Genomic DNA, 17,038 nt, shown 5'->3' on the forward strand with positions numbered 1-17,038 from the left:
GGCCGGCGCGGCCCTCGTGGCGGCCCTGGGGCTCATCGTCCCGCGCCGCGGCCTGAGCCCCTTCTGGGGCCGGTTCCTGGAGATCGTCGAGGGCTTCGTGCTCCTCACGCTGGTGCCCCTCGCGCTCGCCGTGTTCGACGTGTACGCCGCGGCCCGCGCGATGACCAGCAAGTGACCTGAAGGCCCCGCCCCGCCGGCCCGCCCGCCCCCGCGGGGGCGGGCGGGCCGGCGGGGCGGGGCCTTCAGGTCACTTGCTGGTCATCGCGCGGGCCGCGGCGTACACGTCGAACACGGCGAGCGCGAGGGGCACCAGCGTGAGGAGCACGAAGCCCTCGACGATCTCCAGGAACCGGCCCCAGAAGGGGCTCAGGCCGCGGCGCGGGACGATGAGCCCCAGGGCCGCCACGAGGGCCGCGCCGGCCGCGATCGCGGCGGCGAGCCAGACGGCGCGGATGTCGAGGCCGGAGCGGTCGCCGGTGAGGGCGTCGCGCAGGACGGACTGCGGCGGGTTGAGCGCCAGGCCGAGACCGAGCAGGACGAGCGCGCCGAGCCCTGCCGCCAGCAGCGGGGCGACCTGTCCGGTGTAGCGGAAGAGCTGGGCGCGCATGAGGAGCGCGACGGCCGTGGCGAGGGCGAGCAACTGGGCCCAGACGTCGTCGGAGAAGCCGAGCACCGCGGTGGCGGCGAGGGCGGTGAGCGCGCAGCCGCCGACGAGGCCGACCAGGATCTCGTGGCCGCGGCGGGCCTGGGCCTCGATCCGCTTCAGGTCGACCGGCTCCTGCACGGTGGTCTCCGTGCCGTAGACGCTGCTCTGGGCGGAGTTCGGCGGCTCGAAGCCGATGGGCAGCCGGGCGAAGCGCATGGACAGCCCGGGCAGGAAGGCGAGGCCGCCGACCGCCAGGGGCGCGCACAGGGCGGCGATCTCCTTCGGCGTCCAGTGCACCAGGACGGCCGTGAACACGGTGACCAGGCCGAGCGCGGAGGCGAGGACGAAGGCGACGAACGGGGCGTCGCCGCCCGGTGTGCACAGCGTCAGCACGACGGCGGCGAGCAGCACGGCCGCGCAGGCGAGCAGGAACTGGAGTTTCCCGATGCCCTGGCCGTGGGCGAGGGAGAGCAGTCCGGAACCGGCCACGGCGGCGTTGGGCAGGGCGCCGAGGCCCAGGGCGATCGCCGCGCCCCGGTCGTCGTAGACCCGGCCGCGCACGGCGGCGAAGACGACGAGGAGCACCGCGGCGACGCCCGCGAGGACGCCGGGCAGGCTGTGCATGTCGTGCCCGGGGTCCGCCTGCCAGGCGACGAAGGCGAGCAGGGCCGACAGGACGCCCGCGCCGACGAGACCGGCGACGCGGGTGAGGTCGTCGCTCCACAGGGTCCGGTGCCGGGTCACCGCGGAGGCGACCGCCTCGGAGACGTCGTCGAAGACGGCCGGCGGCAGCGACTCGGAGAAGGGGCGCAGGGTGAGCAGTTCGCCGTCGAGAATCCGCTGGGCGGCGAAGGACCGCGCGCTGTCGAGGACGGTGCCGTCGCGGCGTACGAGGTGGTAGCCGACCGGTGCGCCCTCGGCGGGCTCCTGCCGGGAGAGCCTGAGGATCTCCGGGTAGATGTCGGCGACCGGGATGTCGTCGGGCAGTGCCACGTCGATCCGGCTGTCGGGTGCGACGATCGTGATCCGGCAGAAACCGAGCCCCGACCCGGACCCCGTGCCGGGCACCGCTGTTCCCGTGGTCGTCGTGGTCACCTCGTACTCCCCCTCAGTGATGATTCTGCGCCCGTGATGTGAAAATCCTGCTCCGTCCCCGGGGCGGACACCCGAGAATCGACGCAGAGGGCGTCGCCCGACTCCGCCAGGGGTGGCGTGCGGAGACGCCTCGCACGGAATACCCCGGTTCGCGGGGTGTGTTCGCGTGTGCTCAAGCGAACACCCGGCACCCTACCCCGCACCGGTCATTCGTGGAGTCAGTAGGATCACGCGGCGGCCTGCGTCCGTCCGTCAACGGGGGACGGACCTCATTCTTGGGGCCCGGCAAAGGAATTGGGGAGCAGTGAGTCACATCGTCGTGAAGCGCCCGCCTCGGGCGCTGCCGTCCGAAGTGCCCACAGGGGAGGTCGTTCTCCAGCCTCCCCCGGAATTGCCCCGGGGACCGCAGGAAAGCGTCCTCATGCAATTGCTGCCGACGCTCGGCATGGGTGGCTCGGTGGTCTTCTTCTTCACGAACGGGCAGCCGTTCATGAAGATCATGGGCATGGTGATGATCGCGTCCACCGTCGCCATGTCCATCGCGATGGTGATCCGTTTCCGGCGCGGCTCCCAGGGCCAACTCGCCGATGTGCGGCGCGACTACATGCGCTACCTGTCGCAGACCCGGAGCGCCGCGGTGGCCACCGCCAAGGCGCAGCGCGACGCGCAGTACTACCTGCACCCCTCGCCCGAGCAGTTGTGGGCGCTGGTCGCCGAGGGCAGCCGGGTGTGGGAACGCAGGCCGGGCGACGAGGACTTCGCCCAGGTGCGCATCGGGCTGGGCGCCCAGGAACTGGCCACGCCGCTCATCGCCCCCGAGGCCGGCCCGGCAGGGCGGCTGGAACCGCTCACGGCGGGCGCCATGGAGCGGTTCGTCGACGTCCACGGCACCCTGGGCGACCTGCCGATGGCCGTCTCGCTGCGCGCCTTCTACCACGTCACCGTCAGCGGCGACGCGGAGTCCGCGCGCTCCTGCGTGCGCGCCCTGACCGGCTCGCTGGCCGCGCTGCACTCCCCCGAGGACCTGATCGTCGCCGTGGCGGCCGGCCGGGACACGCTCCCGCAGTGGGAGTGGGTCAAGTGGCTGCCGCACGCCCAGGCGGCCGACGCCGTGGACGGGGCGGGCTCGCGCCGGCTGATCGGCCCCGACGCCCGCGAGCTGGAGGACCTGCTGGCCGACCGCCTCGCCGGCCGGCCGCGGTTCCACCCGAGCGGCGCGCCGCTGCTGGAGGAGCCCCACATCGTCCTCGTCCTCGACGGCGTCTCCCTGCCGCCCGACTCCGTGCTGTCCAACCTGGAAGGGCTCCAGGGCGTGACGGTGATCGAGGTCGTGCCCGGGGAACTCGCCGCCGCCCGCGGCGACCTGTGGATCACCGCGCAGCCCGGCGTGCTGCGCCTGGAGTCGGCGAGCGGAGAGGTCTACGAGGGTACGCCGGACGCCCTGTCGTACGAGTCCGCCGAAGCCCTCGCCCGCCAACTGGCCCCGCTGCGCCTCGCCTCCGGCGGTGACGACGACGAACCCCTGCTCGCCAACCTGGAGTTCACGGAACTGCTGAACCTGGGCGACGCGGCCTCCGTCGATCCGCAGCGCACCTGGCGGCCGCGCGGGCTGGCCGAGCGGCTGCGGGTGCCGATCGGTGTCGGCGTGGACGGCCGTCCCGTGATGCTGGACCTCAAGGAGGCCGCCCAGGAGGGCATGGGCCCGCACGGCCTGTGTGTGGGCGCCACCGGCTCCGGCAAGTCGGAGCTGCTGCGCACCCTGGTGCTGGGCCTCGCGGTCACCCACTCCTCGGAGACCCTGAACTTCGTCCTCGCCGACTTCAAGGGCGGCGCGACCTTCGCCGGCATGGCGCAGATGCCGCACGTGGCGGCGGTCATCACCAACCTGGCCGACGACCTCACCCTGGTCGACCGCATGGGCGACTCGATCCGCGGCGAGCTGAACCGCCGCCAGGAGCTGCTGCGCGACGCGGGCAACTACGCCAACATCCACGACTACGAGAAGGCACGCGCGGCCGGCGCGCCGCTCCAGCCGATCCCCTCGCTCGTGCTGGTGATCGACGAGTTCAGCGAACTGCTCACCGCCAAGCCGGACTTCATCGAGATGTTCGTGCAGATCGGACGCATCGGCCGTTCGCTGGGCGTGCATCTGCTGCTGGCCTCGCAGCGCCTGGAGGAGGGCCGGCTGCGCGGCCTGGAGACGTACCTGTCGTACCGGATCGGTCTGCGCACCTTCTCCGCGGCCGAGTCCCGCGCGGCCCTCGGCGTCCCGGACGCCTACGAGCTCCCGAACGTGCCCGGCTCCGGCTTCCTGAAGTTCGGCACCGACGAGATGGTCCGCTTCAAGGCGGCGTACGTCTCCGGGGTGTACCGCTCCGGGGGCCGGCAGTCCGCGTCCGCCGGGGGGCCGCTGCCCGTCGACCGGCGGCCGGTGCTGTTCACGGCCGCGGCGGTGCCCGTGCAGTACGCGCCGGTGCCGCAGCAGCGCACGGAGTCGGCCGCCCAGGTCGACGACGCCCTCGCGGACACGGTCCTCGACGTGATCGTGCGCCGGCTGGAGGCCCAGGGCCCGGCGGCGCACCGGGTGTGGCTGCCGCCGCTGGACAGCCCGCCCTCGCTGGACGGGCTGCTGCCCAAGCTCACGGCCGTACCGGGGCGCGGGCTCACCCAGCCCGGCTACGAGGGCGCGGGGCGTCTCGTCGTCCCCGTGGGCCTGGTCGACAAGCCGTACGAGCAGCGCCGTGAGCCGCTGTGGCTCGACTTCTCCGGTGCCGCGGGCCATCTGCAGCTGCTGGGCGGCCCGCAGTCCGGCAAGTCCACCCTGATGCGGTCGCTGATCTGCGCCTTCGCGCTGACGCACACACCGCAGGAGGTGCAGTTCTACGGCCTGGACTTCGGTGGCGGCGGTATGGCGGCGGTGGCCGGGCTCCCGCACGTGGGCGGGATCGCCTCCCGCCTGGACCCGGAGCGGGTTCGGCGCACGGTCTCCGAGGTCTTCGGTGTGCTGCGGCGCCGCGAGGAGTACTTCCGCACGGCGGGCATCGCCTCGATCCAGGACTTCCGTACCCGGCGCGAGCGTGGCGAGATCTCGGTCACCGACCAGCCGTGGGGCGATGTGTTCCTGGTGATCGACGGCTGGGGCAACTTCCGCACGGACTACGACAGTCTGGAGCCGGCCGTCCTGGAGATCGCGGCGCGCGGCCTCGGGTACGGCATCCACCTGGTGCTGACGGCGTCGCGTTCGATGGAGGTCCGGGCCAACCTCAAGGACCATCTGATGAACCGCCTCGAACTGCGGCTCGGCGACACCATGGACTCCGAGATCGACCGCAAGGTGGCGGCGAACGTGCCGGCGGGCGTGCCGGGACGCGGTGTGTCGCCGCAGAAGCTGCACTTCATGGCCGCGGTGCCGCGCATCGACGGCCTCACCTCCGACACGGACCTGGCCGACGCGACGGCGGCCCTGGCGGCCGAGGTCTCCCGGCACTGGCAGGCGCCGGGCGCGCCGCAGGTGCGGATGCTGCCGAGGGAGCTTCCGGCGGAGCAGCTGCCCGCGGGGGACCGCTTCCCGCGGCAGGGGGTCGCCTTCGGTATCGACGAGAACGACCTGGAGCCGGTCTTCGTCGACTTCGAACAGGACCCGTTCTTCCTGGTCTTCGGCGAGAGCGAGTCGGGGAAGTCGAATCTGCTGCGGCTGCTCATCACGCAGCTGACGCAGCGCTACTCGGGCGACGAGGCGAAGTTCTTCGTGGTCGACAACCGGCGGTCCCTGCTGGACGTCACGCCGGCCTCGCACCTGGCCGAGTACATCCCGATGTCCAACGCCATGGACCACCACATGGTGGCCCTGGCCGACTTGATGAAGCGGCGCACGCCCACGGCCGATGTCACCGCCCAGCAGCTGCGGGAGCGCAGTTGGTGGCGGGGCCCGACGGTGTACGTGGTCGTGGACGACTACGACCTGGTCTCCACGTCCAGCGGGAACCCGCTCGGGGGCCTCGCGGAACTGCTGCCGTTCGCCCGTGACGTCGGTGTGCGGTTCATCATCGCCCGGTCGACCGCGGGCGCGGGACGGGCCTCGTTCGAGGCGTTCATGCAGCGGATGACCGAGCTGGGCGCGCAGGGCGTGGTGCTCTCCGGCGACCCGAGCGAGGGCGACCTCCTGGGCGGGGTCCGGCCGCGGCCGATGCCGACGGGACGCGGTGTCTTCGTCTCGCGCAGGCGGGGGAAGATGCTGGTGCAGACGGGGCTGGTGGACGTGGAGTACTGACACCGGGGCGGAGGCGCGGCAGCGGTGCTGCCGCGCCCCCCCCCCCGGTCCGGTGTCTCCGGAGCCGGTCTCGATCGTTCTCGGTCCCAGTCTCGGTCTCGGTCCCGTTCTCGGTCCTGTTATCTGATCGCGTGCGCGGCCTGAACGACACCCGTGCGGCGCAAAAAAGCCGGTGGGGATGGGCGCCTCCCGCGCGTGCCCATCCCCACCGTTCTCATGCGGTCCGCGTTCTCATGCGGTCCGCATCACTCGAAGTAGCTGGCGCCCTTGAGGTCGCCGCCGCGGTAGTCACCACCGGCCGCGTGCACCCGATGCGTGATGGAGAGCAGCGCCTGGTGGATGCCGGTGGCGTGCTGGTCCCACGCCTTCGACTTGCGCTGGAAGGCGTCGTACGCCTCGCCGCCCCAGCCCTCGGCCACGTCGAGGACGCCCTTCTTCAGAGCGCTGAGGTCGTCTTCCAGCTTCTTGGCCACGTTGCCCAGCTCGGTGGCGAGCGAGTCCAGGGCGCCGTACTTGACGGTCAGATCCTGGTAGTGCGGATCGGTCATGTCTTCTTCCTCTTCCTTCGGATCCGGTCAGTACAGGTTCAGCGCCGAGGTGCTCGCGCCGGCGTCCACCTCGATCTTGTTGATCGTCGAGTGGAGCTCGTCCTCGAGCTTGGTCTTGTCGGCCTTGTTGAGACGGATGCCCTCGAGGAAGTCCTCGAGCATGCGGCCGATGGCGGCCATGTGCTCGTTGATCTCGTGCTGCTTCGTCTTGAACGCGTTGGCGCCGTGGCCGGTCCACTGGGCCTCGATCATGTCGATCGTGCCCTGAAGCTTGCCGAGGCTCGTCTTGACCGACTCGTAGCGGTCGATGACGTTCGTCTGGAGCTTTTGTGCGTGGTCATCATGAAACTTACGGCCGTCGGCCATGTCGGCACTCCCCTTCGTGAGAGCTGTGCTGCTTGTGACTGCGCATCACCGGGTGGTGACGCCTTTCGTGTGAACCGTCAGGCACGTCGTCGTGACCGGATGACCGCGAAGGCCGCGCCACCGATCACCACCAGTGCGGCGGCCGCTCCGACGACGACCCATGTCAGGGTGTTGCCGGACGACTTGGAGCCTGCGTCGGCGGCGGAGGTCTCTCCGCCGGAGGGGGACTTGGCGGGGGCGGAAGCGGAGGGCGAGGTCTTCGGTTTGGCGACCCCGTCCTCGACGGCGAGAGGATCGACGTTCGCCGGTCCGGGGTTGTAGTGGGCGTTCTCCAGCACCTTGCGGGGGCGGATGATGCCGTACCCGAGGTAATTGCTGGGGGTCTCCTTGGGCCACTCCCGGCCGGCGGTGTCGATCAGCGAACGCAGGACCTGGTTGGCGGTCCAGTCGGGGTGAGCGGACCAGATGAGGGCGGCGGAGGCGGAGGCTACGGCGGTGGCGTCGCTGGTGCCGTAAACATGAGAGCAGTAGGAGTGGAAGGACGCGTTGCACCAGGCGGGAATGTCCACACCAGGGGCAGCCAGATCAACCGAGAACCCGTGGTTCGAGAACTTCCCCACCGTTCCGGTCTTGTCCACGGCAGAGACGCCGACGACGTCAGGGTACGAGGCCGGGTACAACTTCCCGTTGGTCGTCTGCGCATCGTTACCGGAGCCAGCGAACAACAGCTTGCCCTTGGACGCGGCGTACTTGATCGCTGCCTGCTCGTCGTCGTAGCTGATGTCGTCGGCGAAGGACATGTTGATGATCTTGACATCGCTGTTGGCGATAGCTTTGATCACCGCGACCGGGTCGGGAGCCTTGTTCTGCTCGGACAGACTCATCCCGCGCACCGCGACCCGGTAGGGCACGACCTTGGCGTCCGGAGCGAGGCCCTTCAATCCCCCACCGTGACCGGTTCCGGCGATGATCTCAGCCATGGTCGTACCGTGGCCGCTGATGTCCTTGGTGGCTCCGTAGGAAAGGGACTTCGGCACTTCGTCGACCAGCACCTGCCCTTGGAGGGAGGGAGTCGAGGGGTTGACGCCCGTGTCGACGACGGCAATCTTGACTCCCTTGCCCGTACTCGTCTTCCACATTTCGTCGGCCTTCATGGCCGACAGGTACCACTGCTGCGACTGGACGTCGGCGGCAGCCGCGCTGGGGGCCAGGCCCACCGGCAGAGCCATCAGTGCGCCGAGTGCTGCACACGCGGCGGTCACTCGTTTCGTGCTCGCTGACAACATGCCTCTCGTACGTCCTCGCTTCATGTCGTTACTCGGTCTCCGGCGCCTGTCGCCGGCGCGACTTCTTGTCGTCGCGGTCCCGTGTGGAGCGTCGGGCAGCCAAGCGCCCCGGCACGTGCTCGTCAGAGGCACGAGCGCCGCTCCTCGCTGCCGGCGCCTTACTGTTGGACGCCCCGATCGCGCCGCCGGGAGTTACGGGCCTGCGCGAGGCCTGCCCCTCACCACCCTCTGGCTCGGCCGCCCGGATCACCCCACGTTGACCGGGACGCTCAACAGCGTGCGGATCACGCGCGGCAGGCTCGCCACCGATGACCGTGCCACGGGGAACCCTGGAGCCGGTGGCACCCTTCGCGGACGGCGTGGTCGGTCGGCCTCCGACGACACCACCGGTGCGTGCCGTCCCGGTCGGGCCCGTTCCCCCCGGGCGCTCGCCGGGCGTGCCCACGCTCCTGGGCGTTCCACCGACGATGCTGCGTCCGACCGGGCCCTGGCCCACCGGAGCCCTGCCCACGGGGGACTGGCCCACGGGCGTCCTGCCCATGGGCGACACCGGCCCACGCGCGCCTGTCTGCCCCGGCACCACCGGCTGCCGCACCCCGCCAACGGGGCCACGGCCCGTGCCTGTTCCGACTCCCGGCTCTTCGACAGCGGGGACGGCCATCCGCGAAGGAGAAAACGGACCTCGCGTCCCGCCTGCTCCAGCACGTCCCACGGGCATGCCCACGGTCGGCATCACCGGACCAGTGGGGACGGGTGGAATCGGCCCCCCGCCGCCGGGAGTGGGTGCCGTCGACGGCGTGACCGGCGCAGTCGGCTTGACGGTGTCCGGGGGAAGGGTGTTGGCGCTGTCGATGTTCGTCCCAACGTGCTGAGACGGGTCCAGGTGCACACGTTGATCCGACGGCGGGGCCACGTGGTGCAGCTTCGTCCCGGGGTCACTCCCTGCCGCCCCTGGACCGGCCGGAGCGGAGACGGAGTACTCGTGCGCCTGCCTCGTCCCGGATCCGTGCGCAAGAGACACCGGTTGTCCGCCGACACCGTCACCGGTGACAGAGGTTGTAGAGACCCTCGGCACCCCCATGTCCGGCATCTTCCCGAACGTAGGCCCGTCCTGCCCCCGCAGGTTCTCCTCCGAGACGGCGTAGTACGACGCCAGCCGGTTCATCTGGTTGATCGCCTCTTGGCGATTCCTCTCGACGGCCCGGGCCGTGATGCCCTGGGGGTCCAGCTTGACCTGCTCGGCAATCGTGAGCCCCTTGGGCCGGGTGTCGCGGGGTGGCATGGAATTGCTCACGGAGGCGAGTCCCATGCTGGCCGCGGAGACCTGGGTGCCCACGGTGTCCGCGAAGAAGCCCAGCTCGTAGGAGTGGTTGACGAGATCGCTGGCCCAGTTGTGGAACGAGTTGGCCGCCTCGCCCTGCCAGTCGATCCGGCTGATGTGGCCCAGGAGTTCGTCCGCGGCGGCCCAGATGGCGTCCCGCGCGTCCCAGAAGCCGTTGGCGGCGTTCTCCAGGTCCTCCGGCTTCGCGGACTTCACCATGTCGATCATGTCGTTCAAGTCATGGCTCTCGAAGTCGCTGACCCGGCAGCCGCCACCCGGTTTGTTCAAGCTCGGCGCGGCGCACTGGTTGCCGTCCATCGCCGACTTCTCTTGCTTGAACTGCTGGTCGGCCCCCCAACGATCGAACTGGTGCAGATCCGGCTGCTTGTCGTGGTCACCCATCAGAAGCCCCCGTGTGCCTGCTTGTCGTCGGTGCGCTTCTGGTGCTCCTGGTGCTTCCGCGCATCCTCGCTCTGCTCGTTGATCTGCATCCGGATCTCGTGGAACCGGCGCCGCTGATCGTTGTCCAGGTTGGCGAAACCGATGTCCGCGCCGTGCACGGCGATCTGCATGGCCTCGATCTGCAACGTCAGCGACTGGGAGAGCGTCATGAGGCGGTCGTGGACCCGCGTGTACTGGCTGTGCAGACTCACGGACTCGGGAAACCCGCCCTTGCCGCAGAACGATTCGGCGGTGAGCGTGTGCATCGCCACCTTCTTCGCGGAGCCGGGCGAATCCTCGAATGTCTTCAGTACCGCGTCCACACGCGTCTTGAAGGTCTTCAGTGCCTCCAGACCGACCTTCAGTCCGCCCGCGCCGTCGTCAGGCCGCACGTTGCGCCACCCCCGTTTCCATCCCCTGCTTGAGGCGGCAGCACTCCTCAAGCTTTCGTTTCTGCGATGCAATCACTCTAGTCAAGGCGACTGACAGTCCCAACTCACTTGTGTGACAGGACTGCTGCAGTCAGCGACCTTCACGTGTCGTTCACGGCCCCGGACGTGCCGGCTCCGCCGGCCGCCGGCCTCCTACGCGCGTCGCGGATCGCCACCGCCACTCCCGCGAGGGCCGCCACCAGCACGGCCGCGCCCACGGCGACGTACGTCGCCAGGCGGGCGTTGCGTTCGTCCGCGGTCTCGCCGAGCACCAGGCGGGCCGGGGTCGGGGCCTGGGCACGGGTGAGGCCCTCCTTGGGGGTGGGCTTCTCGATGGGGTGGTCGTCGTCCGTCAGGGCGCGTACGGGGTCGACCACGCCCCAGCCGACCAGGTGGTCGTGGCCGGCGACCGAGCGCTCCGCGGTCTGTTCGATCTGGGCGACGACCTCGCGCGCCGTCCAGCCGGGGTGCTTGGCCTTGATGAGCGCGGCGACCCCGGCGACGTACGGGGCGGAGAAACTCGTGCCGCTGTCGGAGCAGTGGCCGCCCTGGGGCACGGTGGAGATCATGTCGACGCCGGGGGCGGCGACGCCCACGAAGTCGCCGGACTGGGAGAAGGCCGCGCGCTCGTTGTTGCGGTCGGAGGCGGCGACCGCGAGGACGCCGGGGTAGGACGCGGGGTAGGTGAGCTTGTCGTTGCCGTCGAGGCCGTCGTTGCCCGCGGAGGCGACCACCACGATCTGGTGCCGGAGGGCGTCGTCGATCGCCCGTCTCAGGCCGTCGGCCGGTTGCACGGCGTTGGCGGTGTCCTGGGAGATGTTGATGACCTGGGCCTTCTCCCGGATCGCGTGCTCGATGGCCGCGGCGAGGGTCTCCGCGGTGCCGTCGCCGTCCGCGTCGTTCTGCTTGATCGGGATGATCGTCGCCTCGGGCGCGAGTCCGACGAAGCCCGTTCCCTGCGAGGGGCGGGCGGCGATGATGCCCGCCACCCGGGTGCCGTGCCCGACGGTGTCGGTCGTGCCGTCCGCCTTGCCGCGGTCGATCTTCTGTCCCTTGCCGTTCTTGTCCGGCAGCAGGTTCGCCCCGCTCGACGCGTCGACCGCGTGGGTCAGCTGGGGGTTCTTGGTGTCCACCCCGGTGTCGATGACCGCGACCCGCACGTTCTTGCCCTTGGACTGGCTCCACAGCTCGTCCAGCAGCACGCGTTGCAGGGCCCACGGGCGCCCCGGATACATCTTGTTGGGGAAGTTGCACTGGTCGCCGAAGGAGTCCGCGGCGGCGGGCGGCGCCAGGGCGACCGTGGCGGTGCACAGCGTGGCGGCCGCGATCGCGGCGGTGCGGAGCAGACGCGAGGACGACGGCGCGTACGTCACGTGACTCCTCCTACGAACCCTGCGGCTGGCTCGCCGCGGTGGTCGACAGGCGAGGCCCCGTCGGCAGGAACAGGGACCAGGCGACCGGGATCGGGGCCGGGTCCAGGCCGGCGTAACCGAGCCGGGTCTGGGCCAGTTGGGCCTCCTGTCGCATTTCCTTGCGCTGCTTGTCGGTCATGCCGTACTCGGTGCCGCTGGAGTCGCTGTCGGCGTTGGACTGCATGGCGTAGCGCAGGCCGGTGTCCGTGACGAGGAAGACCCCGCCGGCCTTGGTGTCCGTGCCCTGGAACTGGCGGTAGAGCTGGCCGGACCCGGGGGTCACGTAGGCGCTCGACGAGCCGGTGGGCAGCGTGGCGGGGAAGTCGGTGCCCGCCCAGGTGCTCAGGGTCGTGGTGCCGTGGCCGGGGTCGACGTGGTCGAGGACGTTGCAGACGGTGTCGCGGCCGCCGCTCCCGGAGCCCGCGTCGTTGACGACCTTCGGGGAGAGGCTCGGCCACTTGCGGTCGGCCGCGAAGGGGGTGGTGCCGGGCACGAACGCGCCCGCGCTGACGTCGAGGACCTTGCCCGCCTGGCCGAGGTGGACGAGGTCGCTGCTGTTGAGGAGCAGCTTCGCGGTGAAGTCGGAGACGGGCAGGACCTTGCCCGGTTCGACGATGTAGTACTGCTGGCGGTCGCCGTCGGGGGCCCGCAGGACCATGCCGACCCGGTTGGCGGTGGCCGGCAGGCTGCCCTGGACGCCGGCGGGCGCGGTCGCGGTTCCCTCGATCCGGGGAAACTCGATCGGATCACCCTTGTGCAGGGTGTCGAGCCAGTCGCTGGAGACGCGCTGGGGCTGCCGGTTCGCGCCGACCAGCGTGCGCAGCAGGAGTTCGTTGTTCTTGTCGACCTCGTACGCGGTGCCGTGCGCGTCCACGATGTAGCGCTGCCCGTCCGGGGCGGCGACGTACAGGATGTCCCCGCCGCCGAGCTTCTCGCGGGTGCTCTCGGTCTTCTTCAGGTCGCGGGCGGCGAGGACGAACGCGGCCTTCTGGATGGCCCCGCCGCCCGCGCTCGGGCGCTCGCAGACGGCCCAGCGCTTCTTGGCGCCCGCCTCCTGGCTGGAGGGCAGGCGGTCGGGGGCGTACGGGATGCCGATGGTGACGCCGTGCGGGATCTTGCCGTTGTCGAGGATCGACTCGTCGACGGTGACCACGTCGCCCTTGCCGTCGGCGAGGAGCAGTTTCGCCGAGGCCATGTTGAGCACCGGGTGCAGCTCGGTCTTGCCGTCCGTCTTGAGGACGACGTACCGGGTGGTGGACTTGCTGGCGATGATGACCTTCTCGCCGGGGGTGTCCCAGCCCTGCGGTGCGGTCGGCCGGAACATGCCCCAGGCGCCGAAGACGGCCAGGACGACGACGCCGGCGATGGTGCCGGGCAGGATCGCCCGCAGGGGCTTGGGGGCTCCTTCTTCCGAGCCGTCGGAGGAGGGCTGGACGAATGCCGCGAGCATGCGCCGCTTCGCAAAGGTGTAGGCGTTGAGTTGATCCCGCCGAGATGCCATCTGCCCCTGATTCTCCCCGTGTGCCGTCCGGATGGCCGGTCGGAGACGACCGTCTCCGGCACCGCGTTGTCGGACCGAGCCCCTACTATGCCTGGTGTCTGATCGGTTCCGTGGAGCAGGTAGGGTACCGGGGCTCTCAAGGCCTCTGCTCAGGGGCGGAATTGCTGGGAGTTGTGAGGAAAATGGGGGGACGAGTTGAGGGCTTCCGGGACGCGGGCTCGTACGCGCGGGCACGGGCGGGCGGCCGCCCCTGCGGCGGCCGGTCCTGAACCGGCCGGTTCGCCGACGGCGCCGCCCCGGGAACAGCGGCCCCCGGACACGGCGCGTCCGGCCGCCCGTCCGACGCTCTCCGGCTCGTTCCGCATGCAACGGCTCGTACTGCCGGAACTCGCGCTCGCCCTGCTCGTCGTCGGCTGGGTCGTCGGCCCGGTCGCCCTGGTGCCCGCCGCCGTCCTCGCCGTACTGCTGGTCGCGCTCGCGTTCGTCCGCCGTCGCGGCCGGTCGCTGCCCGAATGGCTGGCTACCGCACGGGAGTTGAAGGCACGTCAGCGCCGGGCCGCGAACACTCCGATACCGCCGGGCACCGAACCCTCGCTGGTACCCGCGCTGGAGTGCGAGCCGAGCCTGCGCACCTACTCCTACACCCACCGCGACCGCCGCCCCGTCGGCATCGTCGGGGACGGCACCTTCGTCACCGCCGTGTTGCAGGTGGAGGCCGACGCGACGGCGTTGCGGGCGGAGCGGAGCCGGCAGCCGTTGCCGTTGGGGCTGGTGCGGGACGCGCTGGAGGTGGACGGGATACGGCTGGAGTCGGCGCAGACGGTGCTGCACACGCAGCCGGCGCCGGCGTTGCACCTGCCGCAGCAGTCCGTGGCCGTCGCCAACTACCTCCCCTTGCAGGAGCAGACGGGCGCTCCGGCCGTGCGCATCACCTGGATCGCGCTGAAACTGGACCCGGAGGCCTGCGCGGAGGCCGTGGCCGCGCGCGGGGGCGGGCTGCTCGGGGCGCAGAAGTGCGTCGTGCGGGTCGCGGACCACCTGGCGAGCAGGCTCACCGGGGCGGGCTTCGGGGCGCGGGTGCTCGACGAGGAGGAGCTGATCGCCGCGCTCGCCACGTCGGCCTGCGCCAACCCGCTGGTCACGGCGGAGGCCGGGCGCAGCGAGGCGCGGGAGCGGCGTACGGAGGAGTCCGGGCGCAGCTGGCGCTGCGACAACCGGCGGCACACCACCTACTGGGTGCGGCGCTGGCCCCAACTCGGCGGCGGGCGGGGCGAGTCGCTGCCACAGTTCGTCGCCCGGGTCACGGCGATACCGGCGCTCGCCACCACCTTCAGCCTCACCCTGGCGCGCGGCGACCGGCAGGAGGTGTCGCTGTGCGGGCACCTGCGGGTGACCGGCCGCAGCGATGACGAACTGGTCGCGGCGCGACACGCGTTGGAGGCGGCGGCCCGCGGGGCCGGGGCCGGTCTGGCCCGCCTCGACCGTGAGCAGCTGCCTGGCATGCTGGCCACACTGCCCCTCGGAGGTGCGCGGTGACGACGACGGATCAGTCGGCCTCGCCGGAGAACCGGCAGTCGGCGGGGGGCGACCTCACGGCGCGCGGGCTGGGCGAGCGGCTGCGGCACGGCCTCGGGCTGCTCGGGCCCCGGCACGGCAGGCACACGCTCTCCGCCGAACTGCTGGACACCCTCGCCCTGCCCATCGGCGACGACGGCGTGGTGGCCGGGGTGGACGCCGAGGGACAGCCGGCCGTGCTGGGCATCAACCGGCCCACCCCGTACGACGTGGTGCTGATCGGCGGCCTGTGGACGGCGCAGGTGCTGGCCCTGCGGGCGGCGGCCACCGGCGCGCGGGTGGCCGTGGAGACCGGCCGGCCCCAGGCCTGGATGCAGATGGTGCACGCCATGGGCGGCGGGCAGAACGGCCTGTCGGTGTACGACGTCGGGCGGGTGCCCCCGCAGGGCGCCTCGGCCGGTACGCCGGTCCTGGTGGTGCGGGACTGCGGCATGCGGCCCCCGCGCGGCCGTGTGGTGTCCGGGCCCTGGCAGTCGGTGCTGACCCTGCTGCCGTACCTCAGTCCGGTCGCGCCCCGGCTGCTGCGGCAGGCGCGGCTCGCCGGCATCCAGCGGGTCTCCCCGGACGAGGCCGCCGAACTCGGGCGCACCATGGGTCTGACCCGCACCGAGGTGGAGACGCTGCCCGCGCTGCCGGACGGCGTCACCCTGTGGTGTACCGACCGCGATCGGCAGTACGTGCTGACCCAGCCCACCGACGCCGAGACCGGATTGCTCGGCACCCCCCGGCGCATGGACTGAACTGCCCTTGTCCGTCCCGTTTGTTCGTCTTCTCTCTCTTTCTCGTTCGCCGTTCCTCTTCCGTTTGCTCCCGGTTTCGTGCGACAACTCGGATGGCGGGCGCGGTTCTTCGCCGTGCCCTCCCACCTGGTGTGCGCGAGCCGACAGGCGGGCGGGCCTGCCGAGGGGCGGCTCGTGGTGATTAGGCTGGGAGCGGGCGTGATGGCAGGACCCGTGGAGCGGACTGCCCCTGACGACTACGGACGACTCGAACGACACGACATGGTCGCCCCGGCACGGCATGAGGGTGCTCGACCACACCAGGAGGAACTGTGAGCAGCGATCGGGACGGGATGCGCGGGGGCTGGGCCACACCCGGCGATGACCAGCCCGACGCGGAGGCCGTCGAGACCACCGGCGAGTTCACCATCGACTACGCTCCCCCCGCCTGGTACACGCAGAACGCGTCCGGCGCCGCGGGCTCCGGCGGTGGCGGTTCGCTCGGGGGACCGACCGGCGTGGGCGGCGCCGAGGGCTTCGCCGAGCAGGGCGGGGCCGGGGCCGGTGGTCCGGGGAGCGCCGTGGTTCCGCCGTTCTCCTCGTCGCCGGGTACGGCGGCGCCGGTGCCCGGGCCTGGCGCCGGGGCGACTCCGCCGCCGCCCAGCACACCGCCGGTCGGTACGCCGCCGCAGGGAACGCCGTTCGCCGCGCCGGCCGACGGTTCCGTTCCGATGCCGAGGCTGCCCGACGGGTTCGAGTTGCAGCAGCCGCAGCAGCCCTCCCCGCCGCCGCAGGCCCAGCCCGAGGCGCCGGCCGTCGCGCCCGAGACCGGCAACGGGGATCTGGAGAGCGGGGCCACCATGCGGTTCTCCGCCGTCGCCCTGAAGCGGGAGATGGCGGAGATCGCCGAGCAGGCCGCCGCCATGCAGAAGGCCGCCGCGGAGTCCGAGGCCCGGTCGGGCGCCGGTTCCACGTCCGGGTCCGGCTCCCAGGCCGGGTCGGGCGCCCAGGCCGATTCCGGTTCCCCGTCCGTCGCCGGTTCCGTTCCCGGCGCTGAGTCCGGTTCCGGTTCTCCGTCCGACGCCCGGTCCGAGACCGGGTCCGGGTCCGAGACCGGGTCCGGGTCCGAGACCGGGTCCGAGACCGAAACCGAGACCGGCGGGGAAGAGTCCGGGGACGCCGGGGACGCCCGGGACGCGGTCGTTGCGAAGGGCGAGGCCGAGGAGGCGAACTCCCCGGCCGAGGACGCGGAACCGGGCGTCGACGGCGCCGCCGGGACCGATGTCCCCGACGGCGAGGCCGCGGACCGTGCGCCGGAGGGCACCGCCGACGACGTTTCCGGCGAGGAGAAGGCCCCCGCGCAAGCCGCGGGCGGCGAGCAGACGGGGCCGCAGGAAGCCGTACCCGCGAACGGCGCGGTCCCCCAG

12 protein-coding genes and 1 pseudogene are annotated in these 17,038 nt (G+C 71.6%); 5 read left to right on the forward strand and 8 right to left on the reverse strand.

What is annotated here, in order from left to right:
• Nucleotides 1-175: pseudogene (locus FRZ03_RS32605) on the forward strand (type VII secretion integral membrane protein EccD); the annotation flags it as partial.
• 72 nt (nt 176-247) lie between these two features.
• Here FRZ03_RS32605 and eccD read toward each other — a convergent pair.
• On the reverse strand, nt 248-1,741 hold the full coding sequence (gene eccD, locus FRZ03_RS32610; protein ID WP_146468687.1) for a type VII secretion integral membrane protein EccD: 1,494 nt from the start codon (nt 1,739-1,741) through the stop codon (nt 248-250).
• A 304-nt stretch (nt 1,742-2,045) separates the two neighbouring features.
• Between eccD and eccCa the strand changes: the two genes are divergently transcribed.
• Nucleotides 2,046-6,011 (forward strand): type VII secretion protein EccCa, encoded by a 3,966-nt coding sequence (gene eccCa, locus FRZ03_RS32620; RefSeq protein ID WP_146468688.1) that lies wholly within the window; start codon nt 2,046-2,048, stop codon nt 6,009-6,011.
• A 245-nt stretch (nt 6,012-6,256) separates the two neighbouring features.
• Here the strand turns inward: eccCa and FRZ03_RS32625 are convergent, their stop codons facing one another.
• The 7 genes from FRZ03_RS32625 to eccB form a co-directional block, all read right to left on the reverse strand.
• Nucleotides 6,257-6,559, reverse strand: a complete 303-nt coding sequence (locus FRZ03_RS32625) for a WXG100 family type VII secretion target (protein WP_146468689.1) — start codon at nt 6,557-6,559, stop codon at nt 6,257-6,259.
• A gap of 27 nt (nt 6,560-6,586) precedes the next feature.
• On the reverse strand, nt 6,587-6,925 hold the full coding sequence (locus FRZ03_RS32630; RefSeq protein WP_146468690.1) for a WXG100 family type VII secretion target: 339 nt from the start codon (nt 6,923-6,925) through the stop codon (nt 6,587-6,589).
• 77 nt (nt 6,926-7,002) lie between these two features.
• Complete coding sequence (locus FRZ03_RS32635; RefSeq protein WP_186785747.1) at nt 7,003-8,211, reverse strand: S8 family serine peptidase; 1,209 nt, start codon at nt 8,209-8,211, stop codon at nt 7,003-7,005.
• A gap of 28 nt (nt 8,212-8,239) precedes the next feature.
• A complete protein-coding gene (locus FRZ03_RS32640) occupies nt 8,240-9,934 on the reverse strand; it encodes a collagen-like domain-containing protein (RefSeq protein ID WP_146468691.1) in 1,695 nt (564 codons plus the stop codon).
• Entirely contained in the window at nt 9,934-10,365 is a 432-nt protein-coding gene (locus FRZ03_RS32645) for a hypothetical protein (protein ID WP_261399438.1), read from the reverse strand. Before FRZ03_RS32645 ends, FRZ03_RS32640 begins: the two co-directional genes overlap by 1 nt.
• Nucleotides 10,366-10,505: 140 nt before the next feature.
• Entirely contained in the window at nt 10,506-11,777 is a 1,272-nt protein-coding gene (gene mycP / locus FRZ03_RS32650) for a type VII secretion-associated serine protease mycosin (protein ID WP_398661630.1), read from the reverse strand.
• A gap of 10 nt (nt 11,778-11,787) precedes the next feature.
• Nucleotides 11,788-13,317 carry a type VII secretion protein EccB gene (eccB, locus tag FRZ03_RS32655; RefSeq protein ID WP_146468692.1) on the reverse strand — a complete coding sequence of 510 codons (1,530 nt, stop codon included), beginning with the start codon at nt 13,315-13,317 and terminating at the stop codon, nt 11,788-11,790.
• A 363-nt stretch (nt 13,318-13,680) separates the two neighbouring features.
• Between eccB and eccE the strand changes: the two genes are divergently transcribed.
• From eccE to FRZ03_RS39545, 3 genes are all read left to right on the forward strand, one after another.
• A complete protein-coding gene (gene eccE, locus FRZ03_RS32660; RefSeq protein ID WP_186785748.1) occupies nt 13,681-14,853 on the forward strand; it encodes a type VII secretion protein EccE in 1,173 nt (390 codons plus the stop codon).
• Between the two features lie 68 nt (nt 14,854-14,921).
• The gene (locus tag FRZ03_RS32665) at nt 14,922-15,632 is read left to right on the forward strand and encodes a hypothetical protein (RefSeq protein WP_146468843.1); all 711 of its coding nucleotides are present in this window, start codon (nt 14,922-14,924) and stop codon (nt 15,630-15,632) included.
• Nucleotides 15,633-15,943: 311 nt separating this feature from the next.
• Nucleotides 15,944-17,038: SCO5717 family growth-regulating ATPase (locus FRZ03_RS39545; protein ID WP_261399439.1), on the forward strand; the 1,095-nt coding region annotated here is incomplete at its 3' end.

This window comes from Streptomyces misionensis (genome assembly GCF_007896895.1).
Lineage (GTDB): Bacteria > Actinomycetota > Actinomycetes > Streptomycetales > Streptomycetaceae > Streptomyces > Streptomyces misionensis_A.